The sequence below is a fragment of the Pseudomonas sp. ok266 genome (genome assembly GCF_900110195.1).
GTDB classification, from domain to species: domain Bacteria; phylum Pseudomonadota; class Gammaproteobacteria; order Pseudomonadales; family Pseudomonadaceae; genus Aquipseudomonas; species Aquipseudomonas neuropathica.
Map to the genome: position 1 here is coordinate 246,037 of NZ_FOCU01000012.1, position 18,151 is coordinate 264,187.

The window sequence follows — 18,151 nt, forward strand, 5'->3', positions numbered from 1 at the left end:
GTAAAGGCATTGTCGGCACCGCTGGCAGTCGCTTTTGCAGATGCTCATTCTATGGAAGGTGAATGTGACCTGAGTGTCCCGTCCAGCTTCACCCACCTGTCCCCCTGTTTCCTCTGCCCGAGAATCAGGAACAGGGCGACACAAGCCCCGAAAGGGGTGTTGCACGCGACGCTTTCCATCAATAACAAGCTTAAGCGGAGTACCACAGATGGCGTTCTTCACCGCAGCCAGCAAAGCCGACTTCCAGCACCAACTGCAAGCGGCACTGGCGCAGCACATCAGTGAACAGGCACTGCCACAAGTGGCGCTGTTCGCTGAACAATTCTTCGGCATCATTTCTCTGGACGAGCTGACTCAACGTCGCCTCTCCGACCTCGCTGGCTGTACTCTTTCTGCGTGGCGCCTGCTTGAGCGCTTCGATCACGCGCAACCGCAAGTGCGCGTCTACAACCCTGATTACGAGCGTCATGGCTGGCAGTCGACCCACACCGCGGTCGAAGTCCTGCACCACGACCTGCCATTTCTGGTCGACTCGGTCCGTACCGAGCTGAACCGTCGCGGCTACAGCATCCACACCCTGCAAACCACCGTGCTCAGCGTACGTCGTGGCAGCAAGGGCGAGCTGCTGGAAATCCTGCCGAAGGGCAGCACCGGCGAAGGCGTGTTGCACGAATCGCTGATGTACCTGGAAATCGATCGCTGCGCCAACGCGGCCGAACTGAATGTGCTGAGCAAAGAGCTGGAACAAGTTCTCGGTGAAGTCCGCGTCGCGGTCGCCGATTTCGAACCGATGAAAGCCAAGGTGCAGGACATCCTCACCCAGCTCGACAACAGCGCCTTCGCCGTCGACGCCGATGAAAAGAACGAAATCAAAAGCTTCCTGGAATGGCTGGTGGGCAACCACTTCACCTTCCTCGGCTACGAAGAATTCGTGGTCACCGATCAGGCCGATGGCGGCCACATCGAGTACGACCAGAACTCCTTCCTCGGCCTGACCAAATTGCTGCGCACCGGCCTGACCTACGATGACCTGCGCATCGAAGACTACGCCGTCAGCTACCTGCGCGAACCGACCCTGCTGTCGTTCGCCAAGGCTGCGCACCCAAGCCGTGTTCACCGTCCGGCCTACCCGGACTACGTGTCGATCCGTGAGATCGACGCCGACGGCAAAGTCATCAAGGAACACCGTTTCATGGGCCTGTACACCTCGTCGGTGTATGGCGAGAGCGTGCGGGTCATCCCGTTCATCCGCCGCAAGGTCGAAGAAATCGAGCGTCGCTCCGGCTTCCAGTCCAAGGCTCACTTGGGCAAGGAACTGGCGCAGGTGCTTGAAGTACTGCCGCGTGATGACCTGTTCCAGACCCCGGTCGACGAACTGTTCACCACCGTGATGTCGATTGTGCAGATCCAGGAACGCAACAAGATCCGCGTGTTCCTGCGCAAAGACCCGTACGGTCGTTTCTGCTACTGCCTGGCCTACGTGCCACGCGACATCTACTCCACCGAAGTTCGCCAGAAGATCCAGCAAGTGCTGATGGAGCGCCTGAAGGCTTCCGATTGCGAATTCTGGACATTCTTCTCTGAGTCGGTACTGGCGCGCGTGCAGTTGATCCTGCGTGTCGACCCGAAAAACCGTCTCGACATCGACACCGTGCTGCTGGAAAAAGAAGTCGTACAAGCCTGCCGCAGCTGGCAGGACGACTACGCCGCACTGACCGTCGAGAGCTTCGGCGAAGCCCACGGCACCAACGTGCTGGCCGACTTCCCGAAAGGCTTCCCGGCCGGCTACCGCGAGCGTTTTGCTGCGCATTCGGCCGTCGTCGACATGCAGCACCTGCTGAGCCTCAACGAAAAAAATCCGCTGGTGATGAGCTTCTATCAGCCGCTCGGTCAGGTCTCCGGCCAGCGCGAGCTGCATTGCAAGCTGTATCACGCCGACACGCCGCTGGCGCTGTCCGACGTCTTGCCGATCCTGGAAAACCTCGGTCTGCGCGTACTGGGTGAATTCCCGTACCGTCTGCGTCACACCAATGGCCGCGAGTTCTGGATCCACGACTTCGCGTTCACTGCCGCTGAAGGCCTCGACCTCGACATCCAGCAACTCAACGACACCCTGCAGGACGCCTTCGTCCACATCGTTCGCGGCGACGCCGAAAACGATGCGTTCAACCGTCTGGTGCTGACCGCCGGCCTGCCGTGGCGCGACGTGGCGCTGCTGCGTGCTTACGCGCGTTACCTGAAGCAGATTCGTCTGGGCTTCGATCTGGGTTACATCGCCAGCACCCTGAACAACCACACCGACATCGCTCGCGAGCTGACCCGGTTGTTCAAGACCCGCTTCTATCTGGCGCGCAAGCTCAGCGACGACGATCTGGAAGACAAGCAACAGCGTCTGGAACAAGCGATTCTGACCGCACTGGACGACGTTCAGGTGCTCAACGAAGACCGCATCCTGCGTCGTTACCTTGACCTGATCAAAGCCACCCTGCGGACCAACTTCTATCAGACTGACGCCAACGGCCAGAACAAGTCGTACTTCAGCTTCAAGTTCAACCCGCACGCGATCCCTGAACTGCCGAAGCCAGTGCCGAAGTTCGAAATCTTCGTCTACTCGCCACGCGTTGAAGGCGTGCACCTGCGCTTCGGTAACGTCGCGCGTGGTGGTCTGCGCTGGTCCGACCGTGAAGAAGACTTCCGTACCGAAGTCCTCGGCCTGGTAAAAGCCCAGCAAGTGAAGAACTCGGTCATCGTGCCGGTGGGCGCGAAGGGCGGCTTCCTGCCGCGTCGTCTGCCACTGGGCGGCAGCCGTGACGAGATCGCGGCCGAGGGCATCGCCTGCTACCGCATCTTCATTTCCGGTCTGTTGGACATCACCGACAACCTGAAAGACGGCGCGCTGGTACCGCCGGCCAACGTCGTGCGTCATGACGACGATGACCCGTACCTGGTAGTAGCAGCGGACAAGGGCACTGCGACCTTCTCCGACATCGCCAACGGCATCGCCATCGATTACGGCTTCTGGCTGGGTGACGCGTTTGCGTCCGGTGGTTCGGCCGGTTACGACCACAAGAAAATGGGCATTACCGCCAAAGGCGCGTGGGTTGGCGTACAACGTCACTTCCGCGAGCGCGGCATCAATGTTCAGGAAGACAGCATCACTGTTGTCGGCGTCGGCGACATGGCCGGTGACGTGTTCGGTAACGGCCTGTTGATGTCCGACAAGCTGCAACTGGTCGCTGCCTTCAACCACATGCACATCTTCATCGACCCGAACCCTAACCCGGCAACCAGCTTCGTCGAGCGTCAGCGCATGTTCGACCTGCCGCGTTCGGCCTGGACCGACTACGACACCAGCATCATGTCCGAAGGTGGCGGCATCTTCTCGCGCAGCGCGAAGAGCATCGCGATCTCCCCGCAGATGCAGGAACGCTTCGACATCAAGGCTGACAAACTGACCCCGACCGAACTGCTGAACGCCTTGCTCAAGGCGCCGGTGGATCTGCTGTGGAACGGCGGTATCGGTACTTACGTCAAAGCCAGCACCGAAAGCCACGCCGATGTCGGCGACAAGGCCAACGATGCACTGCGCGTAAACGGCAACGAGCTGCGCTGCAAAGTCGTGGGCGAGGGCGGTAACCTCGGCATGACCCAGCTGGGTCGTGTCGAATTCGGTCTGAATGGCGGCGGTTCCAACACCGACTTCATCGACAACGCCGGTGGCGTCGACTGCTCCGACCACGAAGTAAACATCAAGATCCTGCTGAACGAAGTGGTTCAGGCCGGTGACATGACCGACAAGCAACGCAACCAGTTGCTGGCGAGCATGACCGACGAAGTCGGCAATCTGGTGCTGGGCAACAACTACAAGCAGACTCAGGCCCTGTCCCTGGCGGCGCGCCGTGCTTACGAACGCATCGCTGAGTACAAGCGTCTGATGGGTGATCTGGAAGGCCGTGGCAAGCTGGACCGTGCCATCGAGTTCCTGCCGACCGAAGAGCAGATCAACGAGCGCATTGCCGAAGGCCACGGTCTGACCCGTCCTGAGCTGTCGGTACTGATCTCGTACAGCAAGATCGACCTCAAAGAGCAGCTGTTGGGTTCCTTGGTACCGGACGACGATTACCTGACCCGCGACATGGAAACGGCGTTCCCGCCGACCCTGGTCAGCAAGTTCTCCGAAGCCATGCGTCGTCACCGTCTGAAGCGCGAGATCGTCAGCACCCAGATCGCCAACGACCTGGTCAACCACATGGGCATCACCTTCGTTCAACGACTCAAAGAGTCGACCGGCATGAGCCCGGCGAATGTGGCCGGTGCTTACGTGATCGTGCGTGACATCTTCCACCTCCCGCACTGGTTCCGTCAGATCGAAGCGCTGGACTACCAAGTCAGCGCTGACGTGCAGTTGGAGCTGATGGACGAGCTGATGCGTCTGGGTCGCCGCGCTACGCGCTGGTTCCTGCGTGCCCGTCGCAACGAGCAGAACGCTGCCCGTGACACCGCGCACTTCGGTCCGCACCTGAAAGAGCTGGGTTTGAAGCTCGACGAACTGCTGAGCGGCGAAATCCGCGAAAACTGGCAGGCGCGTTATCAGGCTTACGTCGAAGCCGGTGTGCCGGAGTTGCTGGCGCGTATGGTGGCGGGCACCTCGCACCTGTACACCTTGCTGCCGATCATCGAAGCGTCCGACGTGACTGGCCAGAACCCTGCTGAAGTGGCCAAGGCTTACTTCGCCGTGGGCAGTGCGCTGGACATCACCTGGTACCTGCAACAGATCAGCGCGCTGCCGGTTGAAAACAACTGGCAAGCCCTGGCCCGTGAAGCGTTCCGTGATGACGTCGACTGGCAGCAACGGGCGATCACCATCTCCGTCCTGCAACAGGGCGACGGCACTCAAGACGTGGAAGCACGTCTGGCGCTGTGGATGGAACAGCACGAAAGCATGATCTCGCGCTGGCGCGCCATGCTGGTGGAAATCCGCGCGGCAAGCGGCACGGACTACGCCATGTATGCCGTGGCCAACCGTGAACTGCTGGATCTGGCGTTGAGCGGGCAAGCGGTAGTGCCTGCGGTGGCTGCGAATGCCGAGCTTGAACTGGCATAAGTAAGCGCTGAATGAAAAAGCCCCGGTGTCGAGAGATGCCGGGGCTTTTTTATGTTTGAGGGTTTTTGTGGTGCCTGTTGCGGCCCCTTCGCGAGCAAGCTCGCTCCCACATTTGAAATGCATTCCCCCTGTGGGAGCGAGCTTGCTCGCGAAGGGTCCCTTGGTATCAATACAACTTAGATGACTGTTTACTATCCAGCATCGACACTTTGTCCGCAGGCCGCGCGACCAAATTGTTGAGCGACTGGTCAAACTTCTGCAACGCCCGAACTTGCACATCCTGCTGCTGGTTAATATCCGCCACAATTTCCTCCGAACCCTTGAAGTCCGCCCACACCGGTGTCAGCTCTCTTGCCTCGGAGCCTTTCGCCGTACCGATATAGTTCAACTGCGCATCATAAAAATCGGCACTGACGTCGGCCTTGATGTCGGAACTGCGCGAAGTGATCAACTGGCTGTGGGTATCGATGATCGCCACCACATCCGGTCTGGCCGCACGCAGGCTTTGCATGTCCGGATACACCGTCACCGAGCCGAACTGACGCTGCAGCGAGGCGTTGACCCATTCCACCGCCATGTCCGGTTTCGAGCTGGCGACGTAGGCGTCATGGATCGGTTGCACCAACAGGCTCTGGCCGAAACCGGTGCCGGCGTTGGCCTGGTAGTCGCGCAGGTATTCGCGGTTGGTCTGAGTGCTTGGGCTGTAGACCACGCCGAGCGACACGCCGGGACCGCTTTTAACCTGAGTGGCGCTGCTGCGGCCGGTGGGATGGGGGAGCAGGGTGTCCAGTGAGGAAACGGCTTGGGGCGCGGTGGGTACCGAACAGGCTGACAGAGCTAAAACCGATATCGCCAGTACACTGGCAAAGGCAAGTTTCATGGTGTTTCTCCCGTGAAACAACATCAGTCGGAAAGTTTAAAGGTCGTAAATCACGACCGTTAATTCAGACTAAACCCGCCAACCTGACAATTTGCTGAGCTAACAGCAGTTGATTAGGTTCATTTGCTGTAACCCGGCGCGGTTAATTGCCCCGGGCAATAAAAAGGCCCAAATCAACGATTTGAGCCTTTTTTATTTATGGCTGGTTAAACAGCCATCAGTTTTTCAGCGGGATCAACACTTGTTCGTCCGGGGCCAGCACCATGAATACCAGCAACTTGGCCGATTTGGTTTTGCTGGCATTTTTCGACACCAGATGTTCGGAGCCAGCAGGCTCGTACCAGAACTGGCCCTTTTTGTAGGTAATCGCCTGTTCGCCCTTCACTTGGGAAATCACTTCACCTTCGAGCACGTAAGCCATCGCCGTGCCGTCGTGTTTGTGGGCGATCGAGGATTGGCCGGGTTTGTAATCAACCTCGATCATCATGGCTTTTTTGCCGGGAGCGTTTTTCAGCATCTGGTCTTGCAGGACGGTGACTTTTTCCGACGGGTCGTGGGCGAAAACGGCCGAAGTGCAAAGGCTCAGGGCAAGGGCAGCGGCGAAGAATGGCAGGGCTTTCATGGGGGGTTACCTGTGATGATCGGGGTGTTGCTGATCACAGTAGTCCGCAGGGCTAAGCATTCAAACGGCCAATATTCGGGAAGATCAGGTGACCAATTTGCGGGGCGTCAGAAAGGTTATTGGTGTGGCGGAATACGTCTTCGCGAGCAAGCTCGCTCCCACAGGTTCTGCGGTTGTTCACCTATCTTGTGAACAACCAATAACCCTGTGGGAGCGAGCCTGCTCGCGAAGGCGTCAGATCAGACGATAGGGAAGCTATTGAAGTCGACGCTATTGGCCAGCCGACTATCGATCAAGTCAATAAACCCCTGCGCCTCGGGCCGGTTGAAATGCGCCTGCATCGCCGCTTCCGACTGCCAGCGGGCACTGACCGTCCAGCGGTGGCCGTCCTCGGGGCAGCGGTCGACCAGGTAGGAATCGCAGCCCGGTGTTTCGCGCAGGGTTTCGACGATCTTCTGCAGTTGCCTGCCCAGTTCATCCGAGCGGCCGGCGGCAGCCTGCACCTGCACCGTATTGATCACTTCGTTGGACATTGCTCACACTCCTGAATCAGGCCGGACGAATCCTGCTCATTGAGGGATAACGCCTGTGCAGAATAGGCCTGCACCTGTCGATCACCAATAACCAATCGGCGGTTAATCGCCCAGACCAATCATTCAGGCAACTTGTTGCAGAATGTCGCGCAGACGATCCAGCGCGGTATCGATATCGAGGGTCTCGATGGCGCCGAAGCCAAAGTACAGGCCGTTTTTCGGCGTTTGCTGGTAATAGAAACCGTTGATCGCATACAGGCCGACTTCGACCTTTTTCGCCAGTTCGATCACCAGCGGCAGGTCGATCGGCACCTTGCAGAACACCGCCATGTGGAACCCGGCACTCGGCGGCACCGCCTGCAGCCACGGCGAAAGATCGTCGGCCATGCGCGCCAGAATGCGCTCGCGGCGTTGCGCATAAATGGTGTGGCAGCGGCGGATGTGCTTGAGCAGGCAACCCTCGGCGATGAACTTGGCCAGCGCCCATTGCGGCAAGGTCGAGGCGTGCAGGTCGGTGAGCTGCTTGGCGCGGATCACCGCTTCGAGAATGGCCGGCGGTAGGATCGCATAACCCAGGCGCAGCTCCGGCAGCAGGGTTTTCGAGAAGGTGCCGACGTAAGCGACGATGCCGCGCTGGTCGAGGTTGAACAGCGAATCAGTGGGCCGGCCTTCATAGCGAAACTCACTGTCATAGTCGTCCTCGATGATGATCGCGCCCAACTCATGCGCGCGAGCCAGCAAGGCTTCACGGCGCGCCTGACTCATCGGCATGCCCAGCGGGAACTGGTGCGACGGCGTGACATAGATAAGGCGCGTGCCCTCGGGAATGTGTTCGACCTGAATGCCCTCGGCATCTACCGGAATCCCGACCACCTCGGCGCCATGGGTGGCGAACAGCAAACGTGCCGGCGGATAACCGGGATCTTCCATGGCTACAAGACTGCCGGGGCTGATCAAGACGCGGGTGATCAGGTCCAGCGCCTGTTGCGCGCCATTGCACACGACGATGTCTTCGTCCTGACAGTTGATCCCGCGAGAAAACGCGATGTGCCGGGCAATCGCATTGCGCAGCGCCGGCAAGCCCTCGGGCAGGCTATAGAAACCCTTGGACTGCGCCATCTGCCGCATCGCGTGAGACACGCAGCGGCGCCAGTCATCCTGCGGGAACTGGCCCTTGCTGGTGGCGCCGCCGATAAAGTCATAGCGCAGCGAACCTTCCAGCGTCGGGTGACGCAGAAACACCGGCAGATTGCGCCAGCTCTCGATCACCTCGGCGCCGGCCAGTTCGGTGTGGCTCTGTTTGCGCTGGATCTGCGCCGGACGCGCGTTGACGTAAGTGCCTTTGCCGATCACCCCGGTGAGGAAGTTTTCGTAGGTTAGCTGTGCGTAGGTATCGGAAATGGTCTTGCGCGAGATGCCCAGTTGCTCGGCGAGCAGACGGCTGGGCGGCAATTGCGTACCGGCGGCCAGACGCCCGGATTCAATGGCCCCGCGCAGTTGCTGATACAACTGACCGGCAAGATCCTTGCGGCCGTTGATCACGACGTGAAGTTCCATACCGACGAGGCTCCTGGGGCTAATTGGCGTGCCTGCCAGATTACCGCTGTTGCGGGATCGGCAATAGTTGCCTACCCGAAAAACCCGAAATTGGCCTAGATCCCCTGTGGGAGCGAGCTTGCTCGCGAATGCGGTGTGTCAGTCGCCAAATAGGGTGTCTGGATTGGCGCTTTCGCGAGCAAGCTCGCTCCCACAGGTATCGTGTATATCCGCGATTCAGTGGTGTACCCACAATTCGACAAATTGGGGCTGTAATGCGCCGCTGTCGGCGTTTACGGTGAACTCATTATTCCGTCTACCGAGACCTGCCCATGTCCCCGCGCCTGGATTACTACAACGCTTCGCCCAAAGCGATGAAAGCGATGATTGCCATGGAGGCGCTGACCGCCAACCTCAGCATCGAGCAGCCGCTGCTGCAACTGGTCCGCATCCGTGCTTCACAGCTCAATGGCTGCGCGTTCTGCACCGATATGCACTCGGTGGATGCGCGGAGGGCCGGGGAGAGTGATCGGCGTTTGTATGCGATTGCGGTGTGGCGCGACAGCAATTTCTTCAACCCGCGTGAGCGTGCGGCGTTGGCTTGGGCGGAGGCGGTGACGTTGTTAGCGGAGAGCCGGGTGCCCGATGAGGTGTATCAGCAAGCGCGCGAGCAATTCAGCGAAGGCGAACTGGTCGACCTGACCATGGCCGTGACCACCATCAACAGCTGGAATCGCCTTGCGGTGAGCTTCCGCCAAACCCCCAGCGACTGAGCCTGCCCTGATCGTTCCCACGCTCTGCGTGGGAATGCAGCCGGGACGCTCCGCGTCCCCTCCAGAGCCGAACGCGGAGCGTCCGTTGAGGCATTCCTTTGCTGCGCGTGGGAACGATCGGTGGGGTGTCATTGCGGTGGGCGTTGCGGTTTCACCGAGGTGCCGAAGGTATTGCCCATCCGCGTACTGGTCGCGGCCGGCGTCGCCAGTCCAACCTGATTCGGCGGACGTTTGTTCACCGGCACATTCAGCGCCTCCCGATTCTTTTCCGCCGCCGCAGCGCCTTCCGGGTTGTTGCCCATCTGCTGGCTCAGACAATCGTAATTCGGCGCCTTGTAACCGCCGACCGTCACCTCGACACAGCCCAACGGTTCCTCGGCATAAGCGCTCGACAGCGCCATCAACAACAGCCCGCCAAGGCTCAATCGCCACAGTGTGTTCATGCTCGCCTCCTGGCCGGCCCGACGGGGCCGCGCTATGGCTTGAGTCTAGTGCAAGCCTTGCGCAATTCCCGTGATGGTTTTTTTGCACCGCCCGTCACACCAGATTCATAAACAGCCCTCAGGATGACGATTTCCAAGGATTCGTCAGCCGTGCAGCGAGGCAATTCCACGGACGGTTTTCAGCGTTCAACGAGGCTTGTGCGCCGGATGTGTCTGGGGTGGCTGCTTGGCTGTGCGGCGGGCCAGGCCATGGCTGACGCGGTGCCGGCGGACTTGCGCATGACGCTGCACATTCCGGCACAGGATCTGGCGCACGCGCTGGATCAGTACAGCCATGCCACTGGCGTTGCGGTGCTGGTCGACAGTCAGTTGAGTCGCGGTCGCCGCTCGTTGGCGGTGGACGGTGAATACACCGCCGCCGATGCCCTGCGTCGCTTGCTCGGCGGCAGTGGTTTGATGGCGCGTTACGCCCGCGACGATGCGTTTACCTTGCAAGTGGCGCAGGTCGAAGACGTGCCGGCGCCGCCGCAAAAACAGACGCCCGAGAGCGTGGCGGTCAACCGCAGTTACGCGACGGCGGTGCAGGCAGCGATCGAGCGCAACCTGTGCCGCTCGCCGCTGACCCGGCCGGGCAGTTATCGCGCGGTGTTGCAGGTCTGGGTCGGCCGCGACGGCTTGGTGCAGCACAACCGGTTGGTCACTTCGACCGGTGATGTACGGCGCGACAACGCGCTGGTGGAAAGTTTTCGCAACCTCAAAATCGACCGGCCGACGCCCAGCGCCTTGCGTCAGCCGGTCACGTTGCTGTTGTTACCGGAGTCGTCAGGGAAACGCATGGAATGCACCAAATGGGAAGGAGTTTCCGGGGGATGAAAGACGCCGGACAAGGTTCGATGGTCCAACTGTTCCTGGCCTCCTACGAGGACTTTCGGGTGCGCCTGCGCAGGCGTCTCGGTTCGGAAGATCTGGCCAACGACGTGCTGCACGAAACCTACCTGCGGGTCGACCGCATGGAGACGCCGCCGAACGTCCTGCGGCCCAATGCCTACCTCTATCGCATGGCCCTGAACATCGCCGCCGACCGCCGCCAGGCCGATGCGCGCCTGCTCACCGGCGAGGAAGTCGAGGAGCTGCTGCAAATCGGCGACGAAGCCCTCGATCCGGCGCGAGTAGTGGGTGGGCAGAAGGAAATCCAGTCGCTGCTCAGTGCGTTGTACGAGCTGCCCGCACGGCGCCGGAAGATCTTCATCGCGGCGCGTCTGGAAGAGGCGCCGCATCTGGAAATCTCCCAGCGCTTCGGCATTTCCACGCGCATGGTCGAGAAGGAAATCAAAGCCGCGTTGGGCTTCTGCGCCGCGAAACTGGAAAGAAAAGTGTTTCAGCGGTTCGGTCGCGGGGCCGGAAAACCGTCTTCTGAATAGTGCCCGATCAATTCGTTGAGAATCTGCGCGTTTGAACATCTTTCGACTGACACCTGCCGAGCCATCGGCGGTCGACAATTTGCACAGCGAAGCCCGCGACTGGCTGGTCCTGCTGACCTCTGGCCGCGCCACCGTGGCCGATGCCCGCGCCCTGCGCGAATGGTGCGCGCAGAGCGCCGAGCATGCCCGCGCGTTCGAAGAGGCCAAGGTGTTGTGGCACAACCTGCAACCGGCCGTGGAGCAAATGCAGGCGCCGCGTGGGTTTGGTCGACGTGCTTTTCTCGGTGGGGCGATTGCTGCGTCGGCGGCGTTTTTGCTGGTGCGCGGGACGATTCCTGGTGGTTTTGAAGGGCTGGGCGCGGACTACATCACTGAAGTTGGCCAGCAGCGTCGTTTCGAACCGGTGCAGGGTGTGAGTCTGGAGCTGAACACTCAGACGCGGATTAATCAGCGTGCGGTGTCTGACGGTGTGCAGGGGTTTGAACTGGTCAGTGGTGAAGTTGAAGTGCAGACCGCGCGGTTGCCGTTGGCGATGCAGGCTGGGGGAGGGTGGTTGCGTGCGAGTCAGGGGCGGTTCAACTTGCGTAATACTGATCAGCAAGTCTGTGTGACTTGTCTTGATGGCGCGGTTGAGGTGGATGTTGAGGGTCGTAGCCTGCGTCTTGAACCGGGGCAGCAGGTGACTTACGACGCGCGGCAGGTTGGCAGTGTGCAGAGTGTCGACACGGCGGCGGTGATGAATTGGCGTCAGCAGGTGCTGGTGTTTAACGGCGCTACGCTGAGCCAGATGATTGATGAGATCAATCGGTATCGGCCGGGGATGTTGTTGCTGCTCAACCGTGAGCTTGGGCAGCGGCGGGTGCAGGCGCGTTTTAGCCTTGATCAACTTGCTGGCGTTGCATTGCTGATTCGCGATGCTTATGGCGTCAAATGCACTGAGCTGCCTGGCGGCGTTGTCGTTTTGAGTTAATGGGTTTTATTGGGGACATATCCGTTGCTGCGGTTATGGCTGCTTAGGGTTCCGCCCTTACGGCGGGTCACTTTTGACAAACGCCTCAAAAGTAACCAAAAACGCTTGCTCCTACGTGCGGCCCGCTCGCTGGGGCTCGGGGTTCCTTCGCTCCGGGCTCCATCCGGGCGCATCGCCTACGGTTTGCTTCGCTGCACCTCCTCTCGATGCATTTGGCTGCGCCAAACGGTCGCTGCGCTCCCACCCCCGGATGAATCCCTCCACTCAGCCTTCCGACGTCGCCCGTGGATCAAGATCAAAAGCCGCAGCCGAGCTAACGCTCATCCTGTTGAGTGGGGCGGCTTTGCCGCTGCGGTGTACGCAGATTAAAAACTGTGGGAGCGAGCCTGCTCGCGAAGGCGGCCTGCCAGCCGACCAATCCCCAACTGACTACCCCCAATCCAATTGTGGGAGCGAGCTTGCTCGCGAAAGCGGCCCTCCAGCCAACCAATCTCTCGCAGACTGCACCCGATCCAATTGTAGGAGTGAGCCTGCTCGCGATGACGACCTACCAGCCAACCAATCCCCAACTAACTACCCCCAATCCAATTGTGGGAGCCAGCCTGCTCGCGAAGGCGGCCTCTCAGTCAACCGATCCCCAACTGACTGCAGTCATACCTTCTTCAGCGGGGCCACGTCTTACTCGAGCAGGTGAACTGGCCTAATACAGCTCTCGAATTGCGGTACAGCAGGTGATACAGCGATGTGTCAAAGTGCTAGCATTCCGAGATTTGATGGCCACTGATTCTTTCGAGGATCCCGTGGCCTCCTAGGTGAACGGGGAGAAAGAGTGGTGCAGGTCATTACAGTGAACGCTCGGCTTCGTAGAGGCATTCGATCTTTCCAAAAGGTTCTGATCGATCAGGCAAAGCCCCGCGGGAAAGAGGTGTGGGCATTTCCGAGTGGAGATAAAGCACTTTGCCTTACCTATGCATTGGAAACCGATCTGGGGGAAATGCTATTCGCTATTCCTCCGCCCTGGGATGGGAGACAAGCACACCTATTCAAGCTGGGTTTTGAGGGCGGAACACTTTCTCCGGACGCTGAGATCAACATTCCTGACGGCCTCAACCGCAAGGTTTCAGGGGTTTTGATAGCTGGTCCTGACGGCGAAACTCTAATCGGTCATCGCGGCACCTTCACGGCATTCCGTGGCCGGGTGCCCCGCACATACGCCTTTGAGCACTTTCAGGATTGGTTGATAGAGGTAGAAGACGACGGTAGGAATGCGGACGTAATCGCTGTGTCCTCAACAAACTCCCCGAGTATCGCAAATGACATTGCCGAGTTCCTCTTCAAGGTGAAGCGGCTGAAGGAGCAAAGGAAGGCGGAGTTGGGAGATTATGCCGAGAACCCAGTTCCGGCTCCCTACGACGAAGATGAAGTTGAAGTCGAATCTAGCTCGAAGTGGCGGGAGCAAGAAGAGTTTGAGGGCAGCAAGTCTTATGTACCTAGGCAGGACAAATGCGAATACCAGTATCTACACGGACCGCTCTGTAATGCCCTCCATCGCAAGCTGGATGAACTCGTTAAGGGAAATTCCGAGCTCAAGGTTGGCAAGCACCGTGTCGATTTGGCGCTAGTCAGCAGAGCCACAGAAAAGGCCAAGGTGATTTTTGAGGTCAAAACCAGCAGCGCCATGTCAGCACAGCTCTACGCTGGATTTGGCCAGCTTGCCTACTACCGGCATCGTTTCGGAGATATTGATACCAAGCTCATATTGGTGCTGCCGGCGAGCACAGCATCAGATTTTGCAGCAGCGGACTTCTTCAAACAGGCCAACATTCAGGTGTTGTTTGGTGAGGGCGGTCTTTTTGAGAACTCAGATGGTGACAGCTTGGAAGAAGTGCTGAGCGGCATCCTGTAATCGCCTATGACGCCGGTCAGTCCATGAAGGCCAGCTCGGTCTTCGTCGGCCCGTCAACGTAGTGACATTTCCAAGACGAAGGGCGTGAGGAATTCAAGCCCGCTCCCTCGGACTTGTGCGGTGATGCTGGTTTATTGCAGTGGACCAATCACTTGACGGTATTTTTCAGGCCCTTGGGGTGTTTGGCGGGTCAGGTATATCTCCAACCCCAACGGATCCTCCCGCCGATTCCCACTCAACTGCCGCCAGCCCTTATCCACCTCCCAAACCCGCACCTGCACATCACTGACATCACTCAAAACAGCAACCCCATTCCCAGGCGCCGGCAACGGATACTGACTCCGCGCCTCAGCCACCGCTCGATACAACGTGTCGCCCTTGACCCACCAGCGCACCCGCTGCAAAGCCCCCGGCTGATCCGCCGCCGTCCGAATAATATCCAGCCGAAAACCCTTACTGTCGCTACTGCGCACAGTCAGAGCGGGCGGGGCGCTCGGCGGCTCATCATCCACCCCAACCTTCTTCGGCTCGGTCAACTCAATCCCCGCCCGCATCTCCACATCCCGCTGCAACTGATTCAACGCCCGCAACAAAGCGTCACTCTGCTCACTGCTGGCCTGCAAATGACTGTCCGCCCGCGTCACACTGTCCAGCCCCCGCCAGGCAATCAGACTCACCACCGCCATCAACAGAATCGCGACCATCACCTCAATCAGCGTAAACCCCTGCTGGCGCTTCATTGCAGGCTGATCCTTCCACTGCCATCACGCAGCACACTCAAGCGATTCAAGCCATCCGACAACGTCAATTGCAGTGGCGGATTGATCCACTCAGCGTTCAGCACGACCCTCTGTTTCGGCTCCACCCGCACCTCCATCTTCGGACTCTGCCAGGCACGCGGTCGCAACTGCGGATCCTGCGCGAAATGATCAAACCCCTTGCCACTGTCACTGCGCCGACTAAACCGAAACCCCTTGGCATCACTCACCCACACAATCGGCCGGCCATCCGCGCGGGCCTCCGCCTGCGCCACCTGCAGCAAATGCGCCACACGCTCGGCATCCTTGCGCAGCAACTGCAACGGATCAGGCTTGATACTCAAGCTGATCGCCGCACTGGCGATGCCGATGATCACCAGCACCACCATCAACTCGATCAGCGTAAAACCCTCTTGCCTGTTCATCGCGCGCGAGCTCCTTTGCGTCCTGCGCCATCGTGCACGGCCAACATGTAAGGCGTGTGAAATAAAACGGAGAGAATTGCCGCGTAGGCTGACAGCAGGGATAAAAAGGAGATTCAACCCATGACCTTCACCACACGCTTTTTCCCACCCCAAATGGTCCAGGCCCTCGCGCTGCTCGCAGCGCTGGTCGGCGTGGCGACGTGGTCGTCGCTGCTGCTGACCTCCGCCGAATCCCACACCCCGGCAGCGGCCCCGCAATTGCTGGCGGCGCGGAGTGATAGCCCGGCGTTGCAGTGGTTTTCCAATCAAACAGCGCCGGTGGACATCAAGGTGAGCGGGGTGATGGCGGGGAGTCGGGGGGCGGTGGCGATATTGAGTCTGAACGATGGGCCGCCGAGGAGTTTTTTGCAGGGGGAGAAGGTGGGGCCTGGGGTGAAGTTGGTGGCGGTGGAGGGGGATGGGGTGGTGATTGAGCAGGGTGGGGAGAGGGTAAGGTTGGGGGTGGAGAGGTTGGCGGAGGGGGTGGTGTTGCCGAGATTAGCTCGGCCCTAACTATTTAGAGATGAGCGTAGTTATTTTTGACCTTTGATTGGGTGGCAGTTCAGTCGCTTCTCCAGAAGAGGAGAACGGATGAGTAGAGTAGATTCATGGTGGCATTCGGTTAGAAGCGGATCGAAGTGATATCAATATCAGCTAAAAGTTTAACTTTGGGGGAGGCTCAACGCTAAGGCGGGGAAATTTAAATGTTGCTGATTAATGCAGGTGTTCGATATGATGGCAAGCTGCCATTTTATTCCTGGGTTATATATGAGAAAGATTATTTCAGAGTTTCAGCATAACTATTATTATAGTAGGATAGCTGGGCGTGGTTTTTTGTTGAAATTGTTGTTGGTAAAGCTTGATAATTTTTTAACATTTATGATCCCAATCATGATTGCAGTGATGGCAATAGCATCAATAGGTGGTGTTGCTGGCGCGGTTTACTTACATTTTATTAGTGGCGAAGATATCCCTTTTGTTGCATTGCAGAGAACGGAAACTGCTGCATATTGGGGGCAGATAGGTGATTTTGTTGGCGGAATACTAAATCCTCTTTTGAGTTTTACAGCACTGATTGCCGTTCTGTATAGTTTACGCGCTCAAAATAAGGAGCTAGCCCTGGCTAGGGCCGACGCTAAAGAGAATCAACGTATTCAAGCTCAACAAAGTTTGATATTTGAGCGGCAAAATTTTGAGTCTGTTTTCTTTCGGTTGCTTGATATTCATTCGCGGCTTGTGAATGAAATGACGGTTGAAGTGTCAAGAGTGGATAATATTGGTAGGCCGATAAACGATATTTATGTTGGACTTCGAGCGTTTGTTTTTATCGAACAAAATTACTTTCCAATAGGGCATAGTAGCAGTCGGCCAAAAAATTATGTTGAAAAAATTTTGGTGCGCAGTAAAACTGTATCGACGCAGTACCAAAACTCCCTTTCGCATTATTTTAGGAATTTGTATCAATTATTAAAGCAGGTTGATAGCTTTGGTCTCGACCCTCTAAGAATGTCTCGGCCAGGTTCTAGGGCAAATATGCGAGTATGGTTGGATAATTATAATTCTCAGCGGAACTACTCAAATATGCTACGCGCTCAGTTGAGTTCTGCCGAACTGAGCTTAATATTTATGAATTGCCTCACGGATCGAGGTGAAGGTTTGAAGTTTTACGTTGAGCGGTTCTCACTCCTAAAGCATATGGATAGAAAGCTTTTTGGAGAACACAGTTCAGTTGCGCTTGAGTTATTCGATGAGCTGGCTTTTGCAGATTCTGAAAGTATCGATCGAAACAAATTAATTCGAAACTTGCGATCTCGAAAATAAATAGCAGATGCCGCGATCGCATTTGTGATGATTTCAAGTGGGCGGATAAACTTCTAAAAAATCTGCTCCCACTTTAAATGCTAGCAAGAATACAACGTTGTTCTATGATGTTGGATGATTCATGGGTGTAGGCTATTAACAATTGAGAGAAGATTGGGCGACGATTTTTGGATAAATAAATCGTCGTCGGATTGGTTTTATTTGTTGATAACATAGTCCGTATTCGATTTAAGCTCAATTTGCTAAAGCGGAAGGTTATCCCCACTGTATCCATCTGGAATCTCAACCGAAAATACTTCCGGGTCAGCAGCAGTATCTAGCGCGATGACTCGCTTCTCGTAAACTGTATGTTGTTTATAAGCTGTACTTATCATCGAACTCAAGTGATCGATAATTCCAAATCCTTGCTGGCGCGCATTTTCCATTTCTTCCTTGTGCTCCGACTGGTAATCAAGCTTCACTCCGGCTAAACGATCACCGTTGAAAAATGCCTCACCTTCCGACTCTGCCCACTTTCCAAATTGAACGAGATAAAAGGCAATGTTTTTCTCTGTGTCGTTGATGATTTCCTCACCTGCGCAATAGAGCTTAATATCAGATATCATGAAGCTTGCTTGGTTGTCTTCTGTAATAAATGCCTCCTTCTCTGGATTGGCAACAAAGACAACCGAGAGAGGTGGCTTTGTGCCTATCATTCTATCGCCGAGTATCGACATCTCATTCTTGGCCATTGCTTCAATAAAAGTGGTGGTGTGCTTTGTTTTATGGGCTGTGAAAGAGTCTTTGGAAAGTAATATCCATTTGTTAAGTTGGGAATAAAATATTGCGAACTTTAACGGGATTTCTGTGAGATTTGCATAGTTTTCGAGGCGCTGAATGTAGTCGTTCTGAATGGCGAATGGAGATTTAAAGTTCGGGAG

16 protein-coding genes are annotated in these 18,151 nt (G+C 57.3%); 8 read left to right on the forward strand and 8 right to left on the reverse strand.

Annotated features, from left to right (window positions below; all coding sequences use genetic code 11):
* Positions 1-208: 208 nt before the first annotated feature.
* Complete coding sequence (locus tag BMY54_RS22805) at positions 209-5,104, forward strand: NAD-glutamate dehydrogenase (RefSeq protein ID WP_093437914.1); 4,896 nt, start codon at positions 209-211, stop codon at positions 5,102-5,104.
* A 166-nt stretch (positions 5,105-5,270) separates the two neighbouring features.
* Here the strand turns inward: BMY54_RS22805 and BMY54_RS22810 are convergent, their stop codons facing one another.
* From BMY54_RS22810 to BMY54_RS22825, 4 genes are all read right to left on the reverse strand, one after another.
* Positions 5,271-5,984: an ATPase gene (locus BMY54_RS22810; protein WP_093437919.1), complete on the reverse strand. Its 714-nt coding sequence runs from the start codon at positions 5,982-5,984 to the stop codon at positions 5,271-5,273.
* A 217-nt stretch (positions 5,985-6,201) separates the two neighbouring features.
* Positions 6,202-6,606 carry a cupin domain-containing protein gene (locus tag BMY54_RS22815; RefSeq protein WP_093437923.1) on the reverse strand — a complete coding sequence of 135 codons (405 nt, stop codon included), beginning with the start codon at positions 6,604-6,606 and terminating at the stop codon, positions 6,202-6,204.
* 239 nt (positions 6,607-6,845) lie between these two features.
* Entirely contained in the window at positions 6,846-7,139 is a 294-nt protein-coding gene (locus BMY54_RS22820) for a putative quinol monooxygenase (protein WP_093437926.1), read from the reverse strand.
* Positions 7,140-7,262: 123 nt separating this feature from the next.
* Positions 7,263-8,696, reverse strand: coding sequence for a MocR-like pyridoxine biosynthesis transcription factor PdxR (locus tag BMY54_RS22825; protein WP_093437929.1), 1,434 nt, complete (start codon positions 8,694-8,696; stop codon positions 7,263-7,265).
* Positions 8,697-9,007: 311 nt separating this feature from the next.
* On the opposite strand from BMY54_RS22825, the gene BMY54_RS22830 reads away from it, so the two are divergent.
* The gene (locus BMY54_RS22830) at positions 9,008-9,448 is read left to right on the forward strand and encodes a carboxymuconolactone decarboxylase family protein (RefSeq protein ID WP_093437933.1); all 441 of its coding nucleotides are present in this window, start codon (positions 9,008-9,010) and stop codon (positions 9,446-9,448) included.
* Between the two features lie 128 nt (positions 9,449-9,576).
* Here the strand turns inward: BMY54_RS22830 and BMY54_RS22835 are convergent, their stop codons facing one another.
* The gene (locus BMY54_RS22835) at positions 9,577-9,891 is read right to left on the reverse strand and encodes a hypothetical protein (protein ID WP_093437938.1); all 315 of its coding nucleotides are present in this window, start codon (positions 9,889-9,891) and stop codon (positions 9,577-9,579) included.
* A gap of 207 nt (positions 9,892-10,098) precedes the next feature.
* On the opposite strand from BMY54_RS22835, the gene BMY54_RS22840 reads away from it, so the two are divergent.
* The 4 genes from BMY54_RS22840 (at position 10,099) to BMY54_RS22855 (ending at position 14,188) form a co-directional block, all read left to right on the forward strand.
* The gene (locus BMY54_RS22840) at positions 10,099-10,764 is read left to right on the forward strand and encodes a secretin and TonB N-terminal domain-containing protein (RefSeq protein ID WP_093437943.1); all 666 of its coding nucleotides are present in this window, start codon (positions 10,099-10,101) and stop codon (positions 10,762-10,764) included.
* Entirely contained in the window at positions 10,761-11,312 is a 552-nt protein-coding gene (locus tag BMY54_RS22845) for an RNA polymerase sigma factor (protein ID WP_093437948.1), read from the forward strand. The genes BMY54_RS22840 and BMY54_RS22845 overlap by 4 nt, the downstream gene beginning before the upstream one ends.
* 31 nt (positions 11,313-11,343) lie before the next feature.
* Positions 11,344-12,282 (forward strand): FecR family protein, encoded by a 939-nt coding sequence (locus tag BMY54_RS22850; RefSeq protein WP_093437952.1) that lies wholly within the window; start codon positions 11,344-11,346, stop codon positions 12,280-12,282.
* 832 nt (positions 12,283-13,114) lie between these two features.
* Positions 13,115-14,188 carry a hypothetical protein gene (locus BMY54_RS22855; protein WP_093437958.1) on the forward strand — a complete coding sequence of 358 codons (1,074 nt, stop codon included), beginning with the start codon at positions 13,115-13,117 and terminating at the stop codon, positions 14,186-14,188.
* 131 nt (positions 14,189-14,319) lie between these two features.
* Here the strand turns inward: BMY54_RS22855 and BMY54_RS22860 are convergent, their stop codons facing one another.
* Both BMY54_RS22860 and gspH read right to left on the reverse strand, forming a co-directional pair.
* Positions 14,320-14,928 (reverse strand): prepilin-type N-terminal cleavage/methylation domain-containing protein, encoded by a 609-nt coding sequence (locus BMY54_RS22860; RefSeq protein ID WP_093437963.1) that lies wholly within the window; start codon positions 14,926-14,928, stop codon positions 14,320-14,322.
* Complete coding sequence (gspH, locus tag BMY54_RS22865) at positions 14,925-15,371, reverse strand: type II secretion system minor pseudopilin GspH (protein ID WP_093437968.1); 447 nt, start codon at positions 15,369-15,371, stop codon at positions 14,925-14,927. Before gspH ends, BMY54_RS22860 begins: the two co-directional genes overlap by 4 nt.
* Positions 15,372-15,491: 120 nt before the next feature.
* On the opposite strand from gspH, the gene BMY54_RS22870 reads away from it, so the two are divergent.
* Both BMY54_RS22870 and BMY54_RS22875 read left to right on the forward strand, forming a co-directional pair.
* A complete protein-coding gene (locus BMY54_RS22870) occupies positions 15,492-15,923 on the forward strand; it encodes a type II secretion system protein N (protein WP_093437973.1) in 432 nt (143 codons plus the stop codon).
* Between the two features lie 219 nt (positions 15,924-16,142).
* Positions 16,143-17,231: a putative phage abortive infection protein gene (locus BMY54_RS22875; RefSeq protein ID WP_139213437.1), complete on the forward strand. Its 1,089-nt coding sequence runs from the start codon at positions 16,143-16,145 to the stop codon at positions 17,229-17,231.
* Between the two features lie 242 nt (positions 17,232-17,473).
* Here BMY54_RS22875 and BMY54_RS30655 read toward each other — a convergent pair.
* A partial coding sequence (locus tag BMY54_RS30655; RefSeq protein ID WP_093437983.1) for a hypothetical protein occupies positions 17,474-18,151 on the reverse strand: 678 nt, incomplete at its 5' end.